At 51.4% G+C, this 20763-nt stretch carries 20 protein-coding genes; 12 read left to right on the forward strand and 8 right to left on the reverse strand.

From position 1 onward, the window contains the following. Positions 1–103: 103 nt before the first annotated feature. Positions 104–1231: an SGNH/GDSL hydrolase family protein gene (locus A3848_RS27855; protein ID WP_074088296.1), complete on the forward strand. Its 1128-nt coding sequence runs from the start codon at positions 104–106 to the stop codon at positions 1229–1231. A 26-nt stretch (positions 1232–1257) separates the two neighbouring features. Here the strand turns inward: A3848_RS27855 and A3848_RS27860 are convergent, their stop codons facing one another. The 3 genes from A3848_RS27860 to A3848_RS27870 form a co-directional block, all read right to left on the reverse strand. Then, positions 1258–1578 carry a hypothetical protein gene (locus A3848_RS27860; protein ID WP_074088297.1) on the reverse strand — a complete coding sequence of 107 codons (321 nt, stop codon included), beginning with the start codon at positions 1576–1578 and terminating at the stop codon, positions 1258–1260. Positions 1579–1682: 104 nt separating this feature from the next. Beyond that, the gene (locus A3848_RS27865) at positions 1683–4058 is read right to left on the reverse strand and encodes a putative bifunctional diguanylate cyclase/phosphodiesterase (RefSeq protein ID WP_256702573.1); all 2376 of its coding nucleotides are present in this window, start codon (positions 4056–4058) and stop codon (positions 1683–1685) included. A gap of 232 nt (positions 4059–4290) precedes the next feature. After that, positions 4291–5058: a DODA-type extradiol aromatic ring-opening family dioxygenase gene (locus tag A3848_RS27870; protein ID WP_074088299.1), complete on the reverse strand. Its 768-nt coding sequence runs from the start codon at positions 5056–5058 to the stop codon at positions 4291–4293. A gap of 313 nt (positions 5059–5371) precedes the next feature. Here A3848_RS27870 and A3848_RS27875 point away from each other — a divergent pair, with 313 nt between their 5' ends. After that, entirely contained in the window at positions 5372–6583 is a 1212-nt protein-coding gene (locus A3848_RS27875) for an ATP-binding protein (RefSeq protein ID WP_256702574.1), read from the forward strand. An 85-nt stretch (positions 6584–6668) separates the two neighbouring features. Then, the gene (locus A3848_RS27880) at positions 6669–7061 is read left to right on the forward strand and encodes a tetratricopeptide repeat protein (RefSeq protein ID WP_074088301.1); all 393 of its coding nucleotides are present in this window, start codon (positions 6669–6671) and stop codon (positions 7059–7061) included. Between the two features lie 480 nt (positions 7062–7541). Here the strand turns inward: A3848_RS27880 and A3848_RS27885 are convergent, their stop codons facing one another. Then, entirely contained in the window at positions 7542–8747 is a 1206-nt protein-coding gene (locus A3848_RS27885; protein ID WP_074088302.1) for an MFS transporter, read from the reverse strand. Positions 8748–8762: 15 nt separating this feature from the next. After that, a complete protein-coding gene (locus A3848_RS27890; protein ID WP_074088303.1) occupies positions 8763–9938 on the reverse strand; it encodes a serine hydrolase domain-containing protein in 1176 nt (391 codons plus the stop codon). Positions 9939–10110: 172 nt separating this feature from the next. Between A3848_RS27890 and A3848_RS27895 the strand changes: the two genes are divergently transcribed. Further along, positions 10111–10554 (forward strand): Lrp/AsnC family transcriptional regulator, encoded by a 444-nt coding sequence (locus tag A3848_RS27895; RefSeq protein WP_074088304.1) that lies wholly within the window; start codon positions 10111–10113, stop codon positions 10552–10554. Between the two features lie 53 nt (positions 10555–10607). Beyond that, entirely contained in the window at positions 10608–12323 is a 1716-nt protein-coding gene (locus tag A3848_RS27900; RefSeq protein WP_074088305.1) for an Imm51 family immunity protein, read from the forward strand. On the opposite strand, the gene A3848_RS27905 is transcribed toward A3848_RS27900, so the two are convergent. Beyond that, positions 12324–13673: a DUF2252 domain-containing protein gene (locus tag A3848_RS27905; RefSeq protein WP_074088306.1), complete on the reverse strand. Its 1350-nt coding sequence runs from the start codon at positions 13671–13673 to the stop codon at positions 12324–12326. It lies immediately after the preceding gene. A gap of 23 nt (positions 13674–13696) precedes the next feature. Continuing rightward, the gene (locus A3848_RS27910; RefSeq protein ID WP_074088307.1) at positions 13697–14275 is read right to left on the reverse strand and encodes a class I SAM-dependent methyltransferase; all 579 of its coding nucleotides are present in this window, start codon (positions 14273–14275) and stop codon (positions 13697–13699) included. A 174-nt stretch (positions 14276–14449) separates the two neighbouring features. Between A3848_RS27910 and A3848_RS27915 the strand changes: the two genes are divergently transcribed. From A3848_RS27915 to A3848_RS27940, 7 genes are all read left to right on the forward strand, one after another. Continuing rightward, positions 14450–15628 (forward strand): DUF4097 family beta strand repeat-containing protein, encoded by a 1179-nt coding sequence (locus A3848_RS27915; protein WP_074088308.1) that lies wholly within the window; start codon positions 14450–14452, stop codon positions 15626–15628. A 22-nt stretch (positions 15629–15650) separates the two neighbouring features. Then, positions 15651–15965, forward strand: coding sequence for a sensor histidine kinase (locus tag A3848_RS27920; RefSeq protein ID WP_074088309.1), 315 nt, complete (start codon positions 15651–15653; stop codon positions 15963–15965). 102 nt (positions 15966–16067) lie between these two features. Then, positions 16068–16544, forward strand: coding sequence for a hypothetical protein (locus A3848_RS31980; RefSeq protein ID WP_143192475.1), 477 nt, complete (start codon positions 16068–16070; stop codon positions 16542–16544). Positions 16545–16567: 23 nt separating this feature from the next. After that, positions 16568–16897 carry an ArsR/SmtB family transcription factor gene (locus A3848_RS27925; RefSeq protein WP_074088310.1) on the forward strand — a complete coding sequence of 110 codons (330 nt, stop codon included), beginning with the start codon at positions 16568–16570 and terminating at the stop codon, positions 16895–16897. Between the two features lie 25 nt (positions 16898–16922). Next, on the forward strand, positions 16923–17432 hold the full coding sequence (locus tag A3848_RS27930; protein ID WP_074088311.1) for an SRPBCC domain-containing protein: 510 nt from the start codon (positions 16923–16925) through the stop codon (positions 17430–17432). Positions 17433–17645: 213 nt separating this feature from the next. Continuing rightward, positions 17646–18356: a DUF421 domain-containing protein gene (locus tag A3848_RS27935; RefSeq protein WP_074088312.1), complete on the forward strand. Its 711-nt coding sequence runs from the start codon at positions 17646–17648 to the stop codon at positions 18354–18356. Between the two features lie 174 nt (positions 18357–18530). Continuing rightward, the gene (locus tag A3848_RS27940; protein WP_074088313.1) at positions 18531–19934 is read left to right on the forward strand and encodes an alanine/glycine:cation symporter family protein; all 1404 of its coding nucleotides are present in this window, start codon (positions 18531–18533) and stop codon (positions 19932–19934) included. Between the two features lie 97 nt (positions 19935–20031). On the opposite strand, the gene A3848_RS27945 is transcribed toward A3848_RS27940, so the two are convergent. Beyond that, positions 20032–20748, reverse strand: a complete 717-nt coding sequence (locus A3848_RS27945; RefSeq protein WP_256702575.1) for an SDR family NAD(P)-dependent oxidoreductase — start codon at positions 20746–20748, stop codon at positions 20032–20034. Positions 20749–20763: the final 15 nt, after the last annotated feature.

A 20763-nucleotide genomic window follows, 5' to 3' on the forward strand; every position in this document is an offset into this window, starting at 1 on the left:
CTAGTGAAGGAGGCGCAGCCGTTTTTTGCTTGGAAATAATCTTCGTGGTATCCAAATGAAATTGCTATAATCCAAGAGAGAAAGAAATTTGGGAGGGCAACCAATGACCATACAAGAACGTTTAAAGACACAGCCGCTGTCTGCTGTAGCGCATGTAAAAGTCCATGGAAGAACCACAGGAGCACTTGCTCCGTTAACCCTGTTTTGGACGGGGAGTGCTGTTGAATTCAATGTACAGGGCTCAGAGCTGTGGATTGAGGTTGAGGCGGACTATGAGGTGTATGAGCCGTGGATTAGCATTCTGATTAATTCGGTCCCTGTAAGCAGACAAATGCTGACCGCAGGCCGGTACTGGATTTGTGTATTTAGAGGTATGAATGAGAACGCTATCAAAAATGTGCGGGTGGTCAAAGAGGTCCAGGCGATGAGCGAAGATCCCGCGTGCCTGCTGCAGATCCATGCGGTGAAGGGGGATGGGGAAATTCTTCCGGTTGCGGACAAGCCCTATAAAATGGAGTTTATCGGTGACAGTATTACTTCAGGAGAGGGTACGGTAGGCGCCAAGGCGGAGGAAGACTGGATTCCTGCCTGGTTCAGCGCCACCTACAACTACACGGCAATGACAGCAGAGGCGCTGAATGCCGATTACCGGGTGATTTCCCAGAGTGGTTGGGGTGTGTTCACAAGCTGGGATAACAATCCGCATTGCAATATTCCAAGGTATTATGAGCAGGTATGCGGGATGCTGACGGGTGAGAGGAATGAAGCGTTAGGGGTACATACAGCGAACGCTTTTGAGGACTGGCAGCCGGACGTGGTGGTGGTGAATCTGGGCACCAATGATGGCGGCGCATTCCAATCTCCGGCATGGAGGGATGAAGCGACCGGGGAAACGCATAAGCAACGGCTCCATGAAGACGGAACGTATAACGAAGAGGATTTGGCGGCCTTTGAGGAAGCAGTTGAACGTTTTCTGGGTACACTTCGGAAAAATAATAAAAAGGCCCACATCGTATGGGCCTACGGCATGCTGGGCATACCGATGATGCCGTCGATCCACCGTGCGGTCAGCAGCTATATGAGGAAGACAGGTGATAGACGGGTGTCGGTATTCCAGCTTCCCAATACAACAGCTGAAACTGTAGGGTCCAGAACCCATCCCGGTGTATTGGCCCATGAACGGGCAGCCCAAGCGTTGACCGGATATCTGCATGAGATTTTGCCGAGATAGTCCCCGCTAAATGGAGCCTCTAAGGCTTAGACGATGTTGAACACCAGACCATACTGCTGCCGCGCCGCTTCTTCAAACAGATCGAACAAAGACTGCAAATGCGGCAGCAGATACCCGTCGACGAGCTCTTCATAGGTCTCATCGTCTCTCATTGGAAAGGCCAGCAGGATCAGCTCCTGTTCATCGAGGGAATCCAGATCCATGTTGTGGATACGGGTCCACTTCTCGAAATCAATCCGTTCGTCCACGCGTTCAGGCTGCCTAAGCCCGGGTATCTGTAATGCGATTTGGGCAACCTTCCCCGCAGGCAAATAGAAAGAGCCATACTCCACACCGGTAATGCCCATCTGCATCTCTCCTTAATAACGAGTGCAGCCATTATTCAGCGCAGCCCGGGAGCAGGCTGCGCTGACAGGCTCTCTTGGAAGTGATTACCCGTAATCAGGGGGAGTTACTCCAGGTATTGGCCCTCAATCTGATCTGCGCTTACCGGCTTGCTGTAGTAGAAGCCTTGTGCGTTGTAACACTGGATCTCCTTGAGCAGTGCGACTTGCTCTATCGTCTCTACGCCTTCGGCGACGATGGTCAGCCCGAGCTGCTTGGCCATGGAGATAATCATCTCGGCGATGGCCCGGCTGTCGGTGTCAGTTGTGATTTTGCGGACAAAGGAACGGTCAATCTTCAGGCAGCCAATAGGAAGGCTCTGCAAATAGCTGAGCGAGCTGTAGCCTGTCCCAAAGTCATCCATAGACACGGAAATCCCGGCTCCCTGCAGATCATTCAGGATACTGATTACATGTTCTTCGTTGTGCATCATCGCACTTTCTGTAATCTCAAGCTCCAGCAGCTGGGTGTCGAAGTCAAGCTCACGGATGGTACTCATAATTGTCTGGAAAATATCCGGCTTCATCAAATGGATCTGCGAGACATTGACGGCAACGGGAACGACCTGGCGGCCCTCACGCTCCCACTTTTTCACCTGGGTACAGGCCGTTCTTAGCACCCATTGCTCCAGCGGAATAATGAAGCCGGATTTCTCTGCCAGCGGAATGAACTCCAGGGGAGGAATCATGCCCAGAATGGGGTGCTCCCAGCGAACTAATGCTTCAAGGCCGACGATTTCGCCGCTGCGGATATCAATTTTGGGCTGATAGAACAGCCGGATCTGATCATTGTCCAGCGACTGCTCCAGATCATTCTCCAGAATAATCCGTTCCAGACTGGTCTGGTCGCGTTCCGCATCGTAGAACTGATACTGGGAGCTGCCATTCTCTTTGGCATTATACATCGCAGTATCGGCGTGCTTCACCAGGGAGTCAGCATCAAGGCCATCCTCCGGAAAGCAGGCAATCCCTACAGAAGCAGACAATTTCACAGTATGGTTACCCACTTCAAACGGATGTGTAAATTCACCCACGATGGTGGCTGCCAGGGCTTCCGTCTCCGCACGCGTACGCAGATGGGGGACCAGCACTGTGAATTCGTCCCCGCCCATCCGTGCAATGCTGCAGGAGGAGGGCACACAGTTCTTCAGCTTGCCTGCCGCCTGCTGGATGACCTTGTCGCCGAAGGAATGACCGAATAAATCGTTGATCCGTTTGAAGCGGTCCAGATCAATGAAGAACAGTGTGAACGGGTAAGCAGGGAGGCCGGTCTGCGCTGTATGCTCAAGCAGCAGATTGTGAAAAGAACGGCGGTTGGCAAGCCCGGTTAGCTCATCTTGATAGGCCAGATGACGGATGGTTTCCTGGTCTTTCTTATTCTTGGTGATGTCCTTAATAATGCTGTAGATGCCCACTGGGACGTCTTCGACCACGATCGGAAGCGAAGTGAGCCAGAAGGTCAGCATAGTACCACCAGGGTTCCGCAGCTGGAGCTCGATGGTACTGGATTTGCCGCGGAGAACATGCCGGTAATGGTGCTGAGCCAGTGAATGGTACGCTCCCTCAAAAAGATCCGAGAAGTGCCGTCCGACCAGCTCCTGGTCTAGCTGCTGGGCGAGCAGCTCCGCCTGACGGTTCAGACCGGTGACAATACCCTGGGCATCGAACGCCAGCACACTGTCCGGATTGTATTCAAAGAGTGACATATAATGTTGTTCTGTCTCCATAATTCTGCGGTTCTGATATTCCTGGCGGGTGTCCCTGTAGGCGTCCGGGATGATATACAGGCTTGTACAGATAAACAGCGTCAAGATATAGGGAATCAGATGCAAATAGCTTCCCGGATCGGCATCCTCGACCGGAATCACCGAGAAGGCGCAGAGGAGCGGAATCATCAGCATCCCTATTGCACAGAGGAAGATGCCTGGAACCGTGGCCTTGGAATATAGTTGATGCTCTCGGTTGCGGTTCGAGATCACCAGGACACGCAGAATGGCGAGACACAGACTGAGGGCGGAAGCTGCAGTCATAAAGACGAGTACGGGCTTCCAGACCAGAAATTCACGGAACAAAAAGATGATATTCAGGTAATCGAACACCAGAATGGTCCCGGCGATCAACAGACTGATTCTGAAGTGACGTCCTGTATGGCTGCGGGGCATGCTGGAATACCGGATGCCAAAATAAGTAGCAGCCCAGCAGCCGCCGAGAGTGAACAAGAGATGCAGTATGTAATATTTCGGAGCCAGAGGGAGGTTAAGCGACAAAGGCACCAGGATGTGGGAAGCACTAAAAGCAGTGGTGCCCAGGATCATCACCTTCATTCGTGTGAACCGCCTCCCCCGGCCTTGGCCGTCATTATGGAAGGGAGCTGCTCCGAAGACAATGAGAGTGCAGGACGCAAGGCTTGCCAGCAGGGCCAGAGCCAATTGCAGCCAGTTCATATTCAAGGGTTGCAAGTATAACATGGAGTACCTCTTTCGTTATGTAGATAATATATAAAAGGTAAATTATGTAGGCCTTTTTTCATAGGACATTTATCGTATATAAACAATAAATTAGACGATTAAACTCCTTTTATGATAAAAATACGAAAAAATCATGACAAAAAACCTCCAATCTACAGTATATGTAGGATCGGAGGTCTTTTTATATGCGTGTTCATCGTATTCAAGGTTAAAAAGTAACCGAGAGGTAGCTGAGCGACCCCATTTCGTAGCTCCGGTGGACTTCTTGAGGCGTCCGGGCGGGATTGCCGCTCCCCATAGTGATGTACAGCGGAACGAAGTGCTCGGGTCGGGGTACAGCCAGCTTGGCATACGGTGCCTGCACTTCGTAGCTGAATAGAGCATTCAAGTCATGCTTATGCATATGTTCAATCAGCCAATCGTCGAAGGCAACAGCCTTAGGGTCAGGAGCCGTGGCATCCGGGTTCATGGTACGGAAATTATGAACCGTAGCCCCGCTGCCCATAATCAGGATGTCTTCTTCATCCAGACCCCGCAGCGCTTCACCAATCCGGTACTGCTCCGCCGGTGGCAAATACGGATTAACGGAGATTTGAATGACCGGACAGACAGGAACCGGGAACATTCGCAGGAGAGGGACCCAGGACCCGTGATCAAGACCGCGCTTCGTATCGAACTGAACAGGAATATCTTGGGCCGTAAAGCGGTCCCCCAGGGACGCTGCCAGCGCAGATGAGCCTTTGGCCGGGTATTTGATCTGGTACATCTGGTCGGGAAAGCCGCCAAAATCATAAACCATGTCATACACATCATCTGTGGAGGAGACGGTCAGCACCTCGGTTTCCCAGTGGGCTGTAAAGATGACAATAGCCTTAGGCTTGAGCTGCTGTCCGTAGGAGAGCAGGAAATCTGTACAAGGGGTATTCTGTATCGCCATCAAGGGAGATCCGTGACCAACAAAGAGGGGGGCAATCATCGTAAACGCTCCTTTTCGTATCAAATAGGTTCACATTATTACTTACATTATGTTATTAAGTATACATTATATATTATATTTCGTAAAGTTATTTATTGGGATGGATGCTGAAACGTCAAAAAGTGGCAACTTATTAAGGAACTGTCCATCTTTTGTTTTTTTTTCTGTATATAATCATATTACATAGGGATAGCTGGATTGCGGGAGAATTGTATAGGGAATTTCCTGGAGTTTCCTTATAATAGAAATAAGTACACTAGAACCACTAGCTGAGAGGAAGTTAGCCTTGTTCGAAACCTTACTTTTGAATTTCTTGTTTTTATTGTTTCCAGTCTTGATCGTAGTGATTTTCTTTGAAAATAGAGTGTACCCCTACAATAACAAGCTGCTTGTGCTGATGTCCGCCGTGACGATGGTTCTGTGTATTGCCAAGCCTATTCGCCTGGAAATGGGATATATATATGATCTCAGATATATCCCGTTTATACTTGTGGCGCTTTTTGGCGGATACCGGAACGTCATTCCGTTATATGTAATCATGAATATTTACCGTTTCTATGTAGGAGGTGCGGGCACGCTCCCCTCCTTCCTGTTCTCAACGGCGGTGCTGTTGCTGGTGCCTTATTTTAGCAAACGCTTCATCAAGCGCTCTTCCAACCGCCGCATCTTCTGGGCAGCAGCTATTGCCACGTTAACCATGGGAATCTACCTGATGATTCTGGGGACGATGACGGGGAAGTTGGACAAGCAATTTTGGACGCTCACGGTCTATGCCTTGATGACACATGCCGTAGTGATGAGCATCATCATGATTTTGATCGAGCAGATTATCACCAATATCAAGAACCGTGACCGGATTCTCCAGTCGGAGCGCCTGAATGTAGTCAGTGAGCTGGCGGCCAGTGTATCCCATGAAATCCGAAATCCGCTCACGGTGACCAGCGGTTTTTTGCAGCTGCTCAATAAATCAACTTCCATTACGCCCGAGGAAAAAGAATATGTACAATTGTCGTTGCTGGAGCTGAACCGTGCAGAGAAGATCGTTAGCGATTATCTCTCTTTTGCCAAGCCGCAATCCGATAATATGGTGTTCTCCAATATGCAGGCGGAAGCAGAGTACACCAAGAACATCATTATGCCCTATGCGTCCATCCACAAGGTGGAGGTCAAGTTCAGCTTCGACAACACGCTCAATAAAAGCTATGACAAGAACCAAATCCAGCAATGCCTGATCAACCTCTACAAAAACGGGATTGAAGCAATGAGAGATAAGGACGGGGGCATCCTCACCATCGATATCTCGGAGAAAAAGCAAAACATTCTGATCACGATCCGGGACACCGGCATCGGCATGACGAAGGAAGAAATCTCACGCCTGGGCAAGCCGTATTACTCCACCAAAGAAGAAGGAACCGGACTCGGGATGCTGATGGCCTACAGCACGATCAATAAGGTTAAGGGGAACATTGAGGTGGAAAGTGAAAAGGGCAGGGGTACAACCTTCCTCATCACCATCCCTACCTAGCTCTGTGGCAGACCCCTGTTCAAAAATGATAAAGTATTTATTGAAGATAGAATTCTCAGGAAATCGTAACCAGGAGGCAGAAGGAATGAGACAAGAATTGATCGCACAATTAAATAAGTGGCATGAGGAGGACAAATACCAGGAAATCGTAGACCGGATCAAAGAAACGCCGACGATACTTATTGATGATGAGCTGGCCACCCATTTGGGGAGAGCGCTGAACAATCTGGGGCGGTATAAAGAAGCGCTGAAATGGTTCATGAAGACGGCTGACCAGGGCAAGAAGGACCCGTTATGGCATTTCCGTGTGGGGTACGCCCACTATTATCTGGACCAGCTGAAGGATGCGATCCGGGAATTCGAAATTGCGCACAAGCTGGACCCTGAAGATGAAGATACGGTACAGTTCCTGGAATGGAGCCGCAAGGAAGCTACTGAAGCCCCGGCGGATAAGGATTCTGACGAAGAAGATGAATGAAGAATTGAGGGGAAGTCATTAGGCGTGAGAGGGATGCCAGTGGTTGCCGACTAGGCGCTTCGAGAGGTATAAGTACCTCTGAGTTTGCCAGACTTGAACTACTTGGTGGAATGAGAGGTATAAGTACCTCTGAATTGCCGGATTTGAGCTATTTGGTGGAATGAGAGGTATAAGTACCTCTGAATTCGCCAGAATTGAGCTACTTGGTGGAATGAGAGGTATAAGTACCTCTGAATTTGCCGGATTTAAGCTATTTGGGGGAATGAGAGGTATAAGTACCTCTGAATTCGCCGGATTTGAGCTATTTGGTGGAATGAGAGGTATAAGTGCCTCTGAATTTGCCAGAATTGAGCTACTTGGTGGAATGAGAGGTATAAGTACCTCTCATTCTGCACCTGTGCGCCCCGGCGGGCTTAAGAGCGGCCATGCTAGGAAACCAACAAGGGCTGTCCTCAATGGGACGCCCCTTTGCTGTTTCTTTCACCTTCCAGCAGGAAATCCGCGTGCTTTGTTGCGCCAGACTGTCACAAATGCAAAGGCCAGCAGGACGCACAAAGCCCACGGGAAAGAAACGACACCCGTTGTTTCGAGAAGAATCCCACCGGCCACACCCCCGCCGCCGATGGCGAGATTCCATGCGGTCACCAGCATCGATTGAGCTACATCTGCGCTCTCTCCGCCTGCTACGGCAATTGCTGTCTGCAGCAGCGTCGCCGCTCCCCCGAACGTTAAGCCCCACATGGCAGCTGCCGGATAGATCACAAAAGGCTGGCTGCTGCCTATGCCCAGCAGGATAGCTGCCAAGGCGAATGCAGCGAGGCTGATCAGAACAAGCAGTCTCAGGTGCCGGTCAATCCAGACCCCGGTTAGCCAGATGCCAAGCAGTGCTGTAACACCGAAGATGAGAAGTACTACGTCCACCCGCCCGGTAAGCCCGGTCTGAGTAAGGTACGGTGCAATGTAGGTATACAGGATGTTGTGGGCCAGTACCCAGGCTAGTACGACAAACAATATCGGGCGCACTCCGGGAGTAGTGAAGACCTTGTGGAGAGGGAGCCGCTGGTCTGCGGACTCTCCCGGAGAGTCCGGCAGCTTCCAGAGCACCCATATGGTCAGCAGCAGCGCGAGCAGCGACAGGATACCGAAGACATTGCGCCAGCCCGCAAGGTCCCCGAGCAAGGTTCCGGCAGGGACACCGAGCGCAAGAGCAAGTGGTGTTCCTGCCATGGCAACGGCCATAGCCCTTCCCTTAAGCGGCTCCGGCACCATGCGCCGGGCATAGCCGGCGATCATGCCCCATAGGACACCGGCTGATACACCCGCGAGGAACCGGGCCGCAAGCGTTAGGGGATAGCTTGAAGAGAGAGCAGTGACGGTGTTAAATACGAGAAAACCAAGAATGCATGTCAGCAGCAAGGGACGCCGTCTCCACCCGCGTGTTGCGGTGGTCAAAGGAATTGCGGTAAGTAGCGAGCCCAGGGCATACAGGGTAACGAGCTGACCCGCCATGGCCTCTGTCACTCCAAGTCCCTTACTGATCTGGAGCAGTAATCCGGCGGGAATTGTCTCGGTAAGGATACAGATAAACCCGGTCATAGCCAGGGCAAGCAATCCGGCCCAGGGAAGGCGTCCGGAAGCAGAAGCGCTGGAGATTTGCTGTGAAGAAGAAGCTGTGCTGCTGCTCATATCGAACCTCCTTCCTTATGATTCATGTTTCAATCTGCCGTAGACGGCATTGCACAGGTCAACCGTAAACGGACCCGACATGCCCTCCAGTGCGGTATTGGTGAAAGCCGCCACGCTTAGCCGCTGCTTGGGATCAACGAACCACGAATGACCATAGGTACCGCCCATGCGCCATGTGCCAGGGGATTCCGCAGTGTCTGCGGCAAGAGGATCTTTAAGCACCGTGATGCCCAGGCCAAAGCCCCGCCCTGGCCAGAAGGGCATGTGCAGATGACCAATCTGATTGGTGGTCATTTCCCGAACCAGGGATTCCGGCAGCAGAGGTGCTCCCCCTTTGCGCAGGGTTTCCAGCAGCTGCAGAAAGTCTCCGGTGCTGCCGACCATGCCAGCTCCTCCGGAAGGATAAGCGGCAGGGTCGAGCGCCCGTTCAGGGGCGAGGCGGAAGCCTGCCGTACCTTCCACAAAAGCAAGGCTGTCGGGATTGTGCAAAGGACGCAGCCCGGGAACATCATCGGCGTAAGCAGAGGCCAGCCGCTGCGGGTCGGCTGCACCGAAGCCTGTGTCCTTCATACCTAGCGGATGGGTCACGAGTGAATCTATGGCTTCGCTGAGTGTGGTATCTGTGACTTTTTCAATCACGGCCCCTAGCACATCTGTTGCGATAGAATATCTCCACATGGTGCCTGGGGTATAGAGGAGCGGGACTGAGGCAATACGCCGTAGGTTCTCTTCGAGCGTAATGTTAGTCTGATCCATGCCATCAGATACACCAGCCTGCTCATAAGAGCCGCCCTCTTCCTGAAAGAAGCGGTAGGTCAAACCAGCGGTGTGCGTCATTAAATGCCTTACTGTTATTGCTGCGGGCTTACCGTTCTCCAGTCGTGGCTGAAAATACGGAAGCCAGCGGTCCACGCGGTCATCCAGCTTCAGGCGGCCTTGCGCCACCAGAACCAGAGCAGCCGCAGAAGTGATAGGCTTGGAAACCGATGCGAGCCGGAACAAGGCGTCCTCCCGCATAGGCTGGTTCAGCTCGCGGTTCGCAAAACCGGCAGCACGGCTATAGATGAGCCTCCCATCTAACGCTACCTTGATGACCGCCCCCGCCAGACGCTTGTCGGCTAATGTCTGGTCTAGTACGTTATCGATGCGCTCCGGTAGATGCTCCGGGTTCATGAGATTTGAATCCTGCATTCGTAGTCATCCTTTCGCTATAGTTAAAGCTAAAATCGCTTTACTATTGTAAGTATATTATATAAAATTAGTTGACCTGCTAACATAAGGCAACTAAGCTATAACAGCCGTTCAGCAGTTAAAAACAAGGCAGTTTGCACATGAATCCTTAAAATTAAAGGAGCTGAATGAGATGGACCATACAGACAAGCAGATTCTGTTTCATCTTCAAAACCAGGCGAGAATGTCCATGACAGAACTCGGGAAATGTGTGGGTCTATCACAACCGGCAGTGACGGAAAGAGTTAAACGTATGGAGGAAAACGGGGTGATCCAGGAGTACCGGACTATTATTTCACCTGAAAAAATTGGGAAACTGGCTACTGCTTACATTCTGTTCCACTCCAGGGATTGCCATGCCTTCGTTGATTTCTGCCGCTCCTCCCCTGAGGTCCTTGAGTGTTACAGGATCAGTGGCGAGCACAACTATCTGCTAAAAGTAATGACCGACTCCACGCAAGCCTTGGAGCAGTTCGGCAATGAATGCGATAGATACGGGACTTATACAATCCTAATCGTAATGTCATCGCCCGTTGATCATAAGTACCTTATTCCTTTGCTGGAAGGAACTGTTTAGGACCTGCCCTTACTGGGGAATGAAGAGTAGATTCGAGAGGAGGCATATACATAGTGGAAGAGACATTGCTGGCGCAACTGGTACAGTGGCATGAAGATGATGAATTTGCCAAAATTGTGGACCGCATCATGGAAATTCCCGAACCGGACAGAGACTATACACTTATTGGTCAACTGGGCAGGGCGCTGAACAATCTGGACCGTTACCATGAAGCGCTGGAACAGCTGCTGAGTGTTGCCGGGCAAGGAGAGAAGGACCCGATCTGGCACTACCGGGCGGGATATGCCTACTACTATCTGAAGCAGTACGATCAAGCGGTTCGTGAATTCGAGCTGGCAGATCAGCTGGAGCCTGGAGATGAGGCGGTTCAGCAGCTGCTTGGCTGGAGCCGCCGTGCGGCGGAGCGGGAGGTACGGGAGCAGCAGCGTTTTGCAGCTGCACAGGCCGGCGAGAGTACTGCGGGGGGAAGCACAGTTCAACCTTTTGACTTCGACGGCTTCTGGGAGGACAGCGATTATGCCCGCAAATCGTATGTATCCGATCCGCCTACAGACGAGCTGATTGCCTCGGTGGAGCAGGAACTGGGGTATAAGCTACCGGCCTTTTATATCGAGATGATGAAGCGGCAGAATGGGGGGATTCCCCGGGATACTTGCTTCCCTACAGAGGAAGCGACCTCTTGGGCGGAAGATCATGTGGCGGTTACAGGCATTATGGGCATTGGGCGGGAGAAGACCTATTCCTTGTGCGGGGAACTCGGCAGCCGCTTCATGATTGAAGAGTGGGGTTACCCCGATATTGGTGTGGTATTCGGCGATTGCCCGTCCGCAGGGCATGATGTGATCATGCTGGATTACCGGGCCTCTGGTCCGGAAGGCGAGCCGGCTGTGATCCACGTGGATCAGGAAGCGGATTATGAAATTACTTTTCTGGCCAAAGACTTCGAGAGTTTTGTACGCGGGCTGGTGAATGAGGAGGTCTTCGATACGTCTGAGGAGGATAAGGCAGAGGATCTGCGGAAGGTGGCTCATGGAGCCTTTTCACCCCTGCTTGCGGAGCTGTGCGGCAATGTCACGGAGATCGATAATGTAGAGGGTATAATCCGTACAATCTGTACGGAGATTGTAGAAGACAAAGGGCATTTCTCTCTCCATGCCGATGAGCGTTCTATTTTGATGTATGATGTGCAGTTCTGGCTGTATACCAAGTCGTATCCGCAAACCAACCGGGCTGAATACCTGGAGGTCTATTCCCAAATGATCGCCTTTGGCGGCGAATTTGGAACCGGCGGCTACGCGCCGTCCTTCATTACGGATTGGCTGGACGATCGGGTCCGGCAGGGGAGCATTATTGAGCGTGGTGGTGTGCTCAGCTTCACGGAAGAAGCCTGGGAGGCCCTGCTGCACAGGATGAACGGTGTCACCGTCCCTGCAACCGGCAATGTAGCTCCGTTCATCCTGGTAGAGCAGGGAAATGGCGGCATGTCTGTTATTCTGAGCGTAGGTACCTATTTGGCCGATCTGTTTGATACACGGGCAGACGAAGGCTTCGAAGGCAACGGCTACGATTGGGCATCCCTTGCGGCGGTTTTCCTGGAGGAACAAATGTCGGAGCTGGCAGGCATTGTGCATTTTGACCCGGAGGCCGACATGTTCTGCGCCTACTCCGGCAACAGGGAAGCTATTCTTGGTTTTGCTGCCGGATTCAAGCAGGCCTGCGAGGATGAGGCACTGATCCGGGACCTGTTCTCCCGCGCCGAGCTGGACTGATTACTCCGCTGCGGCCGCCCGGGATCGTTCTTTTATCCACTCTGTGAACATTCCATAATCCTTCTCCACCTGATCGGCATATCCGTAAGCCCACCGGGAGAGATAGCTCGCAAAAGCATCCGGGTCCTGCCCCATGGCCTTGGTAATTTCCTCCTCGCTATGATAAGGAAGAATGCCCTGGTCCACATCGGCATCGGCCCGGGCATGCATTTTGGCGGTCAGGCAACCCATTATCTCAAGTACCCGGGTCATATCCTCCATAGTTGCGATATCGGTCAGCTTCAGTCTTTTCTTATACGGCGACCGTTCTCTTACATAGAAGTGCCTTCCCTCAAGCGTCAGAAAGCCCAGATACGGGTCGGCCTTATGGTGCATCGCCTGCTGTGTCGCCGTTACCCGTTTTCCCTGATGCCCGAAATGCTGCCAAAAGGACTCGGAATACGGCATGAAATAAGCCGGAACCGGCACGCGCACTTCTTTTACCTCAAGTACGGTATCGTCCGTATCCTCCCGCTCATGTCCACCCTCGATTAATACATAATAGCGGTCCAGCCCGATGGAGGCGGTGCCTGAACCATGCTTGACTGCAATGTCTTTTATCCGGAAGTGATCCTCATTCAGGTTTCGGGTAACCACGGTCTGTGTATAGAACGCCCAGGCGCTCCCCAGGAGGGTCTGTTCGGCTTGTCCGGGTACAGCCAGCTCGGAATTCTCCAGAAACACTCTGCCCGTCTGCATCTGAGCTGTAACCTTTTCCAGAAAATGTGCCTGTCTGCGTTTCTCCAGCTTGCGGAGGAGCTTTTTCACCGGACCTTTGGCGGTATCCTCATCCATACTATAAGTGGCAGGGATATCCTTGCCCTGTGCGAACCGCCGGATCTGTCTGGCATACGCTTTAACAAAGCTCTCAATATAGCTTAGCTGTTCAGCTTCACCCTGTCCCAGCTGTCTGCCCACCAAAGCGATGCTGCCGGCCATACGCAGGAGATCGTAAAGATACGAGCCCACATACCCCTCATCGAAATCATTGACGTCATAGACCATATCTCCGTCTTCGCTGCGGATGGCGCCAAAGTTCTCGAAGTGCAGGTCTCCCTGAATCCAGGTTGGCCGGTCCTCAGGGGTGTGGTAGGGGAAGTACTGGCGGGTTGTATCGAAATAGAATAAGTACGCGCTGCCCCGGTAAAAGGAGAAGGCGTTCTGCGACATTTTCAGATATTTCTCAGACCGTTTCTCGGGACTCAGGCCCATTATACCGCTATCGAACTCTTCAAAGATGGAGATCAGCAGATCCTTGCGGAGCTTGGTTCGTGTGCGGATGACGCCTTCGGTAATAGATTTGTCGATCACGGGAACCCTCCTTGGCTATATTGCTAAAAAGTATACACATACACCTTGGTCCGCAGCGGATCTCTGCAGGTCACTGTGCGGGCTGGCTGCCTGTCCGGCAGGGCGAAGAAAATACTGATCACCACTGCGCCGGGCGGCAGCTCCTGACTGAACTTGTCCGCCAGCCGCTCCATGGCACCGGGGAATAAATAGCAGAGAACCATATCGGCATCGGTGTAGGAGCTGCGGTAGATATCGCCCCGGATGAAGCGGAGTCTGCCAGGGAGCGGCTCCGGGCCGTTCCCTGAGTGAGGGAGCCGCGCGAATATCAGCGCCAGCAGTTGCGAGCACCATAACGGGAAGCTTGAATTCTCAATCCCGATGAGTCTTTTGCCTGGACAATGACGGACGATATCGAGTCCTAATGTGCCCCAGCCGGACCCCGCCTCTACAACCGTGCTATAGCCGGGAATCCGGTTTACCTCTCCGGCAACCGCCAGCCGTACAGCCTTCGAAGTGGGCATCGGTGAGATCCCGTTCCTCCAAGTGTCCACAACGATCCACACCACAGACAGGAGAACGGCGAGCGCGAGAACCCACGTGATAGTCTGGAGGATGAGCATGCAATCCCCTCCCCTCTCCATGAACAGGTTTCTAATGTTTCTGTTATTATAAATCCCATTTGGCGTCATAACCAGCTAAAGTGCTCTCATCAAACTCTAATCTTCCTGCAAAGTCTTTCTCATTCAGTCTGCTGTAACCTAAGGGTAATCACAAGGACTAGGGAGGAAATGAGTATGAAGTTAAATTGGAAGTGGCTGCTGTTGGGTGCCGCTCTGGCGCTAGTATTCTTCTACATTGGAAAAGGATATGGCGGCCCAGTCCAAGCCCGCCAACTGTCTGGGGCAAATTCTGTATCGGAGCCTACGGGGGTCTCTGCCTCTGCTGCGGATGTTGTATCCGAAGCCACCTCTGCAGCCGCTGAGTCTGCTCCGGATGCTGTGTCCGAAGCTACCACAGACTCTGTGTCCGTTCCGGGGGTTATTTCCGACGTCATCTCTGCCGCCTCCACGGTTATCGGGTCGTGGCAGACAGGTGCGGAGGGTGTGTCTGCAGGGAATGCACGGTACTCTTTTGACAAAGGCATCACCCGGGTCGATGTACCAGAAGGTACGGAAAGCATCTCTATTGCAAATACCAACGGAAAGATTGAGATGAAGCAGGGCAATGGGAAGGATATTGAAATCCATACGACAGTGGTCGTGAATCAAGCCACAGCCGAAGAGGCCCGGACCATAGCGGACAAGGCGGGGGTGAAGGTAAGCGGGGGAGCTCAACTGGAGATTAAGACCTACAGCGAGCCTTACGGCAATATTCATTATCCGGGTCTTGAGCTGACGGTTACACTGCCGAAGGGAATGAAGGCCGATCTGCAGGCGAAGACCAAGAACGGAAATCTCTCTTTGTCAGATGTTTCTAGTACAGGTAAAATTAAATTATCGTCTGTGAACGGCAATGTTACGGCATCCGGCCCCCCGAAAGACATCTCTCTGCACACGGTGAATGGGAATGTTGAAGTATCCGAAGCGAAGGCAAATGTGGATATTTCGCTTACCAATGGCAATGTGAAGGCAGAGCAAATTGCGGGAACTCTGGTGGCTGAAACGACAAACGGCAATCTGACGGTGAAGGATGCGCTCGCTGCTATAGAAGCAGTCACGGTAGCTGGTAATATCCATGTGGAGAGCAGGAGGGTCGGCGGAGACTGGAGGGTGACCTCGACGGTAGGGGATGTTGAACTGGCCTGGCCGGAAAATGCCGGAGTGGTGGTGGACGCAAAGTCAGCTCTTGGGGAGATGGATACCGACTTCCCGCTGACGGTGAAGAATCACAAGATTAGCGGGAAGATTGGCGAAGGGACGTATCAGATTCATGCGCAATCCATGGCCGGTTTATCGCTAATGAGGAAGAAATGATCTGTGAAGCGCCAGCTACCAGGTGCTGCGCAATATCGTGGAGAATGCACTGAAGTATACGCCTGAAGGCGGATCGGTAACGATCAGGCATTCCTTTGCGGATGGGCAGGTGATCTTGACGGTAGCCGACACGGGGATCGGGATATCCTCTGAACAGCTGCCGCATATCTTCGACCGCTTCTACCGCACGGAGGGCTCGCGGAGCCGCACCCGGGGCGGTTCGGGCCTTGGCCTTGCCATTGCCAAAGCCATTATGGAGCGGTACGGCGGTTCTATTGCCATCGCTAGCACACCGGGGCAAGGAACGACTGTGACGCTGCGGTTTATGGGCGGATAGGTGTGAGAGTCCCAATAGTCACTGGCAGATCTAATCTTCTTCCAGGGGCTTTTTTCTGTGTTCAGATCATGAAACTGGTTGGCAGGTAAGCACGGACTACCTGTGACTGGTGAAATCAGAGGTAAAAGTGCCTTTGAATTCGGCGTAGGCAGGCCAATTGCTGGAATCAGAGGTAGAAGTACCTTTGAAATCAGCATAGGTGGGCTAATTTGTGGAACCAGAGGTAGAAGTACCTTTGAATTCAGCATAGGTGGGCTAATTGCTGGAACCAGAGGTAGAAGTACCTTTGAATTCAGCATAGGTGGGCTAATTGCTGGAATCAAAGGTAGAAGTACCTTTGAATTCAGCATAGGTGGGCTAATGAGTAGAATCAGAGGTAAAAGTACCTTTGAATTCAGCATAGGTGGCCTAACTGCTGGAGTCAGAGGTAATAGTACCTTTGAATCCCCTCGTGTGTCTGGGGGCAACCCATGCCCGCCCTTTGGAGCGAATGTGGTAATAAGAACAAAATTATTAATATTCCTTGACGGGAATATTCCTTGTGGGGTATATTATGTATGCAAGGTGATAAAAAACTGATTCACTGAAGGAACATCGGTATTATGGAAACGAAGATATTTAGCGCACTAGCCGAACCCACCCGCTTGCGGATGGTAGAGATGCTGAAGGACGGGCCTCTGAGTGTAGGTGATATTGCCGAACGTCTCTCGCTCCGCCAGCCCCAGGCCTCGAAGCATCTGCGGGTGCTGCTGGAGGCCGGGCTAGTCGAGGTAGAGGCGCAAGCCAATCGCCGCAACTATAAGCTGCGGACGGAGCCGCTGGAGGTACTGGATACTTGGCTTGAAGCCTACCGGAAGATTTGGAGTGAACGCTTCGACAACCTGGATGACTACCTGCGGCAACTGCAATCCAAAGACAACGAACGACCATGAACTTTACTTTCAGGAGGGATTTGGAATGACCAACAAAATGATTTCCCGAGTAGAAGGCCTTGAGCTTGTTCTTGAACGTGTGTTCGATGCACCGCGTGAGCTTGTTTTCAAAGTATTCTCCGAGGCAGAGCATCTGAAGCAGTGGTGGGGCCCGCGCGGCTGGATCGTCCCCTTCTGCAGTGTTGATTTTCGTCCGGGCGGGGTTTGGCATTACTGTATGAAGTGTGTCGATGAGCAGCAGGGTGATTTCTTCGGAATGGAATCCTGGGGCAAAGGCGTCTACCATGAAATCATGGATGGAGAGAAAATCGTCTACACCGATTACTTCTCGGATGCCGAAGGCAACGAAACCGAAGGCATGCCGTCCACGCTGGTTACGATGCTTTTTGAAGAATATGACGGGAAAACGAAGCTGGTAAGCCGATCAAAATATGACTCCGCGGAAGCGCTCAAAACCGTTCTGGATATGGGGATGGAACAAGGCATTACCGAAACCTGGGACCGCCTCGAAGAGCATTTGCAGTCGGTTCAATGATCTCTATGAACCCTCTGGATGTTGTTACCAGAATTGAACAGATGGAGTTGAAGCTTACCGAGTGGAATGCGATACCTTTTGGATTAAAAAGTGAAGACAGAGAACAATAGCCTCCTTCTCGACCTCCTTCTCGGCCTGCCTCCGGCAGGCTCTATTTGCGTTCCCGTTTCTTTTGTGTCCGTTTGGAAATAATGGAGGGGAGGAGGCTTGAAAATGAACTATATAGAGATTCTGATGCGGACGGTTCTATCGGTGGGTCTGCTGCTGCTCATTCCCAGAATCCTGGGCAAGCAGACCCTTTCCAATATGACGTCCAACGATTTCGTGATCAGCATTACCCTCGGCTCCCTGGCGGCGAATCTGGCGTTCAATGTCAGTCTGAAGTCAACGTATCTTGTCCTGTCCATTATTGTGATTACGGCTATGTCATTCCTGCTCTCCTTCATTGCCCTCAAAAGCCGCCGCCTGCGCAGCTGGATCTCTGGTTCCCCCACGGTCCTGATCGAGGGTGGAAAGATCATGGAAGCCAACATGAGGAAGATCCATTATACGCTGGATTCGCTGGTCCAGGCGCTGAGGGAGAAGGAGATTTTTAATCTCGAAGAGGTCGAATATGCGGTGCTTGAAGATAATGGACAGGTCTCTGTTCTGAAAAAGGAAGCGTATCAGTTCGTTACGAAGCAGGATTTGGGGCTGGCACTGCATGCGCAGGCCTTCCCCGTAGAGCTGATTATGGATGGTGTGCTGGTGGAGGCTAACCTGAAACGGAATGGTCTGACCCGTGAGTGGCTGGAGACGGAACTTGGGAAGAAGCAACAGGGCAAGACGCTGGCAGATGTGTTCTATGCGGTAAAAGGCACGCAGCAACAGCTCGTGTTCGATTTCTATGAGGATGGAGTGGGGCAGCCGCTGGATCAGGAGTAATCTCCTTCAGGGAAGCCCTTCGCTTGTTCCATTTATCAGAGCGTGCTCATATGGAAGTATTTTGCATAACTTTTTTATTGGCTTTTGAAATTAGGACTGCTATATTTGAAAATACTATGTTAGAGAGGGTAAGCAGCAGAGGTGTCGGCATAAAAGGATGAGAGGCGGATTTACATGCAACAAGTATTAGAGGGTATCGGTCTAACAAACGATTTTCTTTGGTCTAAGCTTCTGATTGTTCTTCTGATCGGTTGTGGTTTGTATTTCACCATTCGATCGAGATTTGTACAATTTGGCATGTTCAAAGAAATGTTCGTTGTGCTAAAAGAGTCCAATGCGAAGTCTACCAACAGCATCTCATCATTCCAGGCATTCTGTATCAGCATGGCAGCCAGGGTGGGGACAGGCAATATCACAGGAATTGCGATTGCCATTGCCTTAGGCGGGCCGGGCGCGGTCTTCTGGATGTGGGTGATTGCGATTATTGGTTCTGCATCCAGCTTTATTGAGAGTACTTTAGCACAGGTGTATAAAGTAAGAGACCAAACGGGATTTCGTGGGGGTCCTGCTTATTATATGGAACAAGGCTTGAAGAAACGTTGGATGGGATCTTTATTTGCCGTGCTGATCACGTTGTCTTTCGGCCTCGTCTTTAACGCGGTCCAGTCCAACACGATTACCGTTGCTTTTGAAAATTCATTCGGCACCAATCGTTTGATGGTTGGCCTTCTAATGGCTGTTGCGTTTGCAAGCATTATCTTTGGCGGCATCAAACGTATTGCCAAATTGTCTGAATATATTGTAGTCTTCATGGCCGTGATTTATATCGCCGTTGCCTTATGCATTGTGCTGATTAACATTACCAAAATGCCTGAAGTTCTGGCGCTTATTGTGAAGGGTGCATTCGGATTTGAGCAAGTTATAGGAGGGTCTCTGGGGGCGGTGATTCTGCAAGGTGTGAAGCGCGGTTTGTTCTCGAACGAAGCGGGAATGGGAAGTGCGCCGAATGCTGCAGCAACGGCAACGACAAGTCATCCTGTAAAACAAGGGCTTATGCAAGCATTCGGTGTGCTTACAGATACGTTGTTGATTTGTTCGAGTACCGCCTTCATTATTCTGCTATCTGATGCGTATAAGCAGCCTGGGCTGGATGGTATCAAGCTTACACAAGCTGCACTGAGCGAGCACATCGGTTCTTGGGCCTCTGGTTCTCTGGCTATCATGGTGTTCCTGTTTGCGTTCAGTACATTAATTGGAAACTATTATTACGGAGAAACGAATATAGAGTTCTTAAACTCAAAGAAGTCAGTAGTCATATTCTACAGATATAGTGTGTTGGCCATGATTCTATTCGGGTCGGTTGCCAAGGTTCAACTGGTGTGGGATTTGGCTGACTTATTTATGGGGCTCATGGTGGTAGTTAACTTGATTGCCATCCTTCTCTTATCCAAAGTAGCCTTTGCAGCCCTTCAGGATTACAAGCGGCAGAAACAGGCTGGGAAAGACCCGGTCTTTGTTAAAGACAGTATTAAAGGCCTGGATCACATTGAATGTTGGGAGAACACTTCAGGTATGTAAGGGTAATAGATGGTTAAAGCCCAGGGCTCCGGTAACGGAGCCTTTGTGTTGTTGGGCATTAATAGCCGAGCAGGTTACAGCACGTTCATTACCAGCATTACCACGCGTAAACCCCATTCACATCCAAAAACTCTCCGTTATGGCGTTTGCCATCCGTGGCATAGCCTACAATAATGGCCGCCCCGGCTTCTTTGGATTTCCCGCCTTCCGCATTACCATTCAGATCCGTCTTCGTGAAGCCGGGGGTTACTGCAAATACCTGGGCTTTGCTGTTTTTGAGCTCTATGGCCATGGCTACAGTCATCGCATTGTTTGCGGTTTTGGAGGAATTGTAGTCGAACGCATTCAGCGCAACCTCCGAACTCTGCATGAAGTGAAGGGACGCCATATCGGTGGAGACATTCACAATCGTTCCTTCATTCTCTTTTATTAAGGGAAAAAGACGTTGATTCAAGCGGAAGGTTCCGAAGAAATTCACCTCAAAAGCGTTCCGCAAATGCTCCTCCCGGGTATCGCTGAATGAACTGGAGAAGGCTCCCGGCATGCCGGCATTGTTAATGATAAGCGTCACATCAGAATAGTTGTTGCGAAGGGTAACGGCTGCCTGCTCAATGCTGTCCAGATTCGTCATATCGATTTGCAGAAACTCCACGTCCAGCCCTTGGCGGGTTAATTCAGAAGCTGCGTCCTTCCCCCGTTCGAGGCTGCGTGCGCCAAGCAATACCTTCCATCCGGCTTCACCAAGCTGTCTTGCAATTTCAAAGCCGATCCCTTTATTAGCACCTGTTACAAAAGCGGTTCTTGTCATCTTCATCCTTCTTTCTGCAAG

It is taken from the genome of Paenibacillus sp. P32E, from assembly GCF_001909085.1.
Taxonomy (GTDB): domain Bacteria; phylum Bacillota; class Bacilli; order Paenibacillales; family Paenibacillaceae; genus Paenibacillus_AQ; species Paenibacillus_AQ helianthi.

What these genes read in the sequence shown, in the direction of transcription:
- A3848_RS27855 (WP_074088296.1), top strand. Translation starts at nt 104, where the DNA reads ATGACCATACAAGAACGTTTAAAGACACAGCCGCTGTCTGCTGTAGCG.
- A3848_RS27860 (WP_074088297.1), bottom strand. Translation starts at nt 1,578, where the DNA reads ATGGGCATTACCGGTGTGGAGTATGGCTCTTTCTATTTGCCTGCGGGG.
- A3848_RS27865 (WP_256702573.1), bottom strand. Translation starts at nt 4,058, where the DNA reads ATGAACTGGCTGCAATTGGCTCTGGCCCTGCTGGCAAGCCTTGCGTCC.
- A3848_RS27870 (WP_074088299.1), bottom strand. Translation starts at nt 5,058, where the DNA reads ATGATTGCCCCCCTCTTTGTTGGTCACGGATCTCCCTTGATGGCGATA.
- A3848_RS27880 (WP_074088301.1), top strand. Translation starts at nt 6,669, where the DNA reads ATGAGACAAGAATTGATCGCACAATTAAATAAGTGGCATGAGGAGGAC.
- A3848_RS27885 (WP_074088302.1), bottom strand. Translation starts at nt 8,747, where the DNA reads ATGAGCAGCAGCACAGCTTCTTCTTCACAGCAAATCTCCAGCGCTTCT.
- A3848_RS27890 (WP_074088303.1), bottom strand. Translation starts at nt 9,938, where the DNA reads ATGCAGGATTCAAATCTCATGAACCCGGAGCATCTACCGGAGCGCATC.
- A3848_RS27895 (WP_074088304.1), top strand. Translation starts at nt 10,111, where the DNA reads ATGGACCATACAGACAAGCAGATTCTGTTTCATCTTCAAAACCAGGCG.
- A3848_RS27910 (WP_074088307.1), bottom strand. Translation starts at nt 14,275, where the DNA reads ATGCTCATCCTCCAGACTATCACGTGGGTTCTCGCGCTCGCCGTTCTC.
- A3848_RS27915 (WP_074088308.1), top strand. Translation starts at nt 14,450, where the DNA reads ATGAAGTTAAATTGGAAGTGGCTGCTGTTGGGTGCCGCTCTGGCGCTA.
- A3848_RS27925 (WP_074088310.1), top strand. Translation starts at nt 16,568, where the DNA reads ATGGAAACGAAGATATTTAGCGCACTAGCCGAACCCACCCGCTTGCGG.
- A3848_RS27930 (WP_074088311.1), top strand. Translation starts at nt 16,923, where the DNA reads ATGACCAACAAAATGATTTCCCGAGTAGAAGGCCTTGAGCTTGTTCTT.
- A3848_RS27935 (WP_074088312.1), top strand. Translation starts at nt 17,646, where the DNA reads ATGAACTATATAGAGATTCTGATGCGGACGGTTCTATCGGTGGGTCTG.
- A3848_RS27940 (WP_074088313.1), top strand. Translation starts at nt 18,531, where the DNA reads ATGCAACAAGTATTAGAGGGTATCGGTCTAACAAACGATTTTCTTTGG.
- A3848_RS27945 (WP_256702575.1), bottom strand. Translation starts at nt 20,748, where the DNA reads ATGAAGATGACAAGAACCGCTTTTGTAACAGGTGCTAATAAAGGGATC.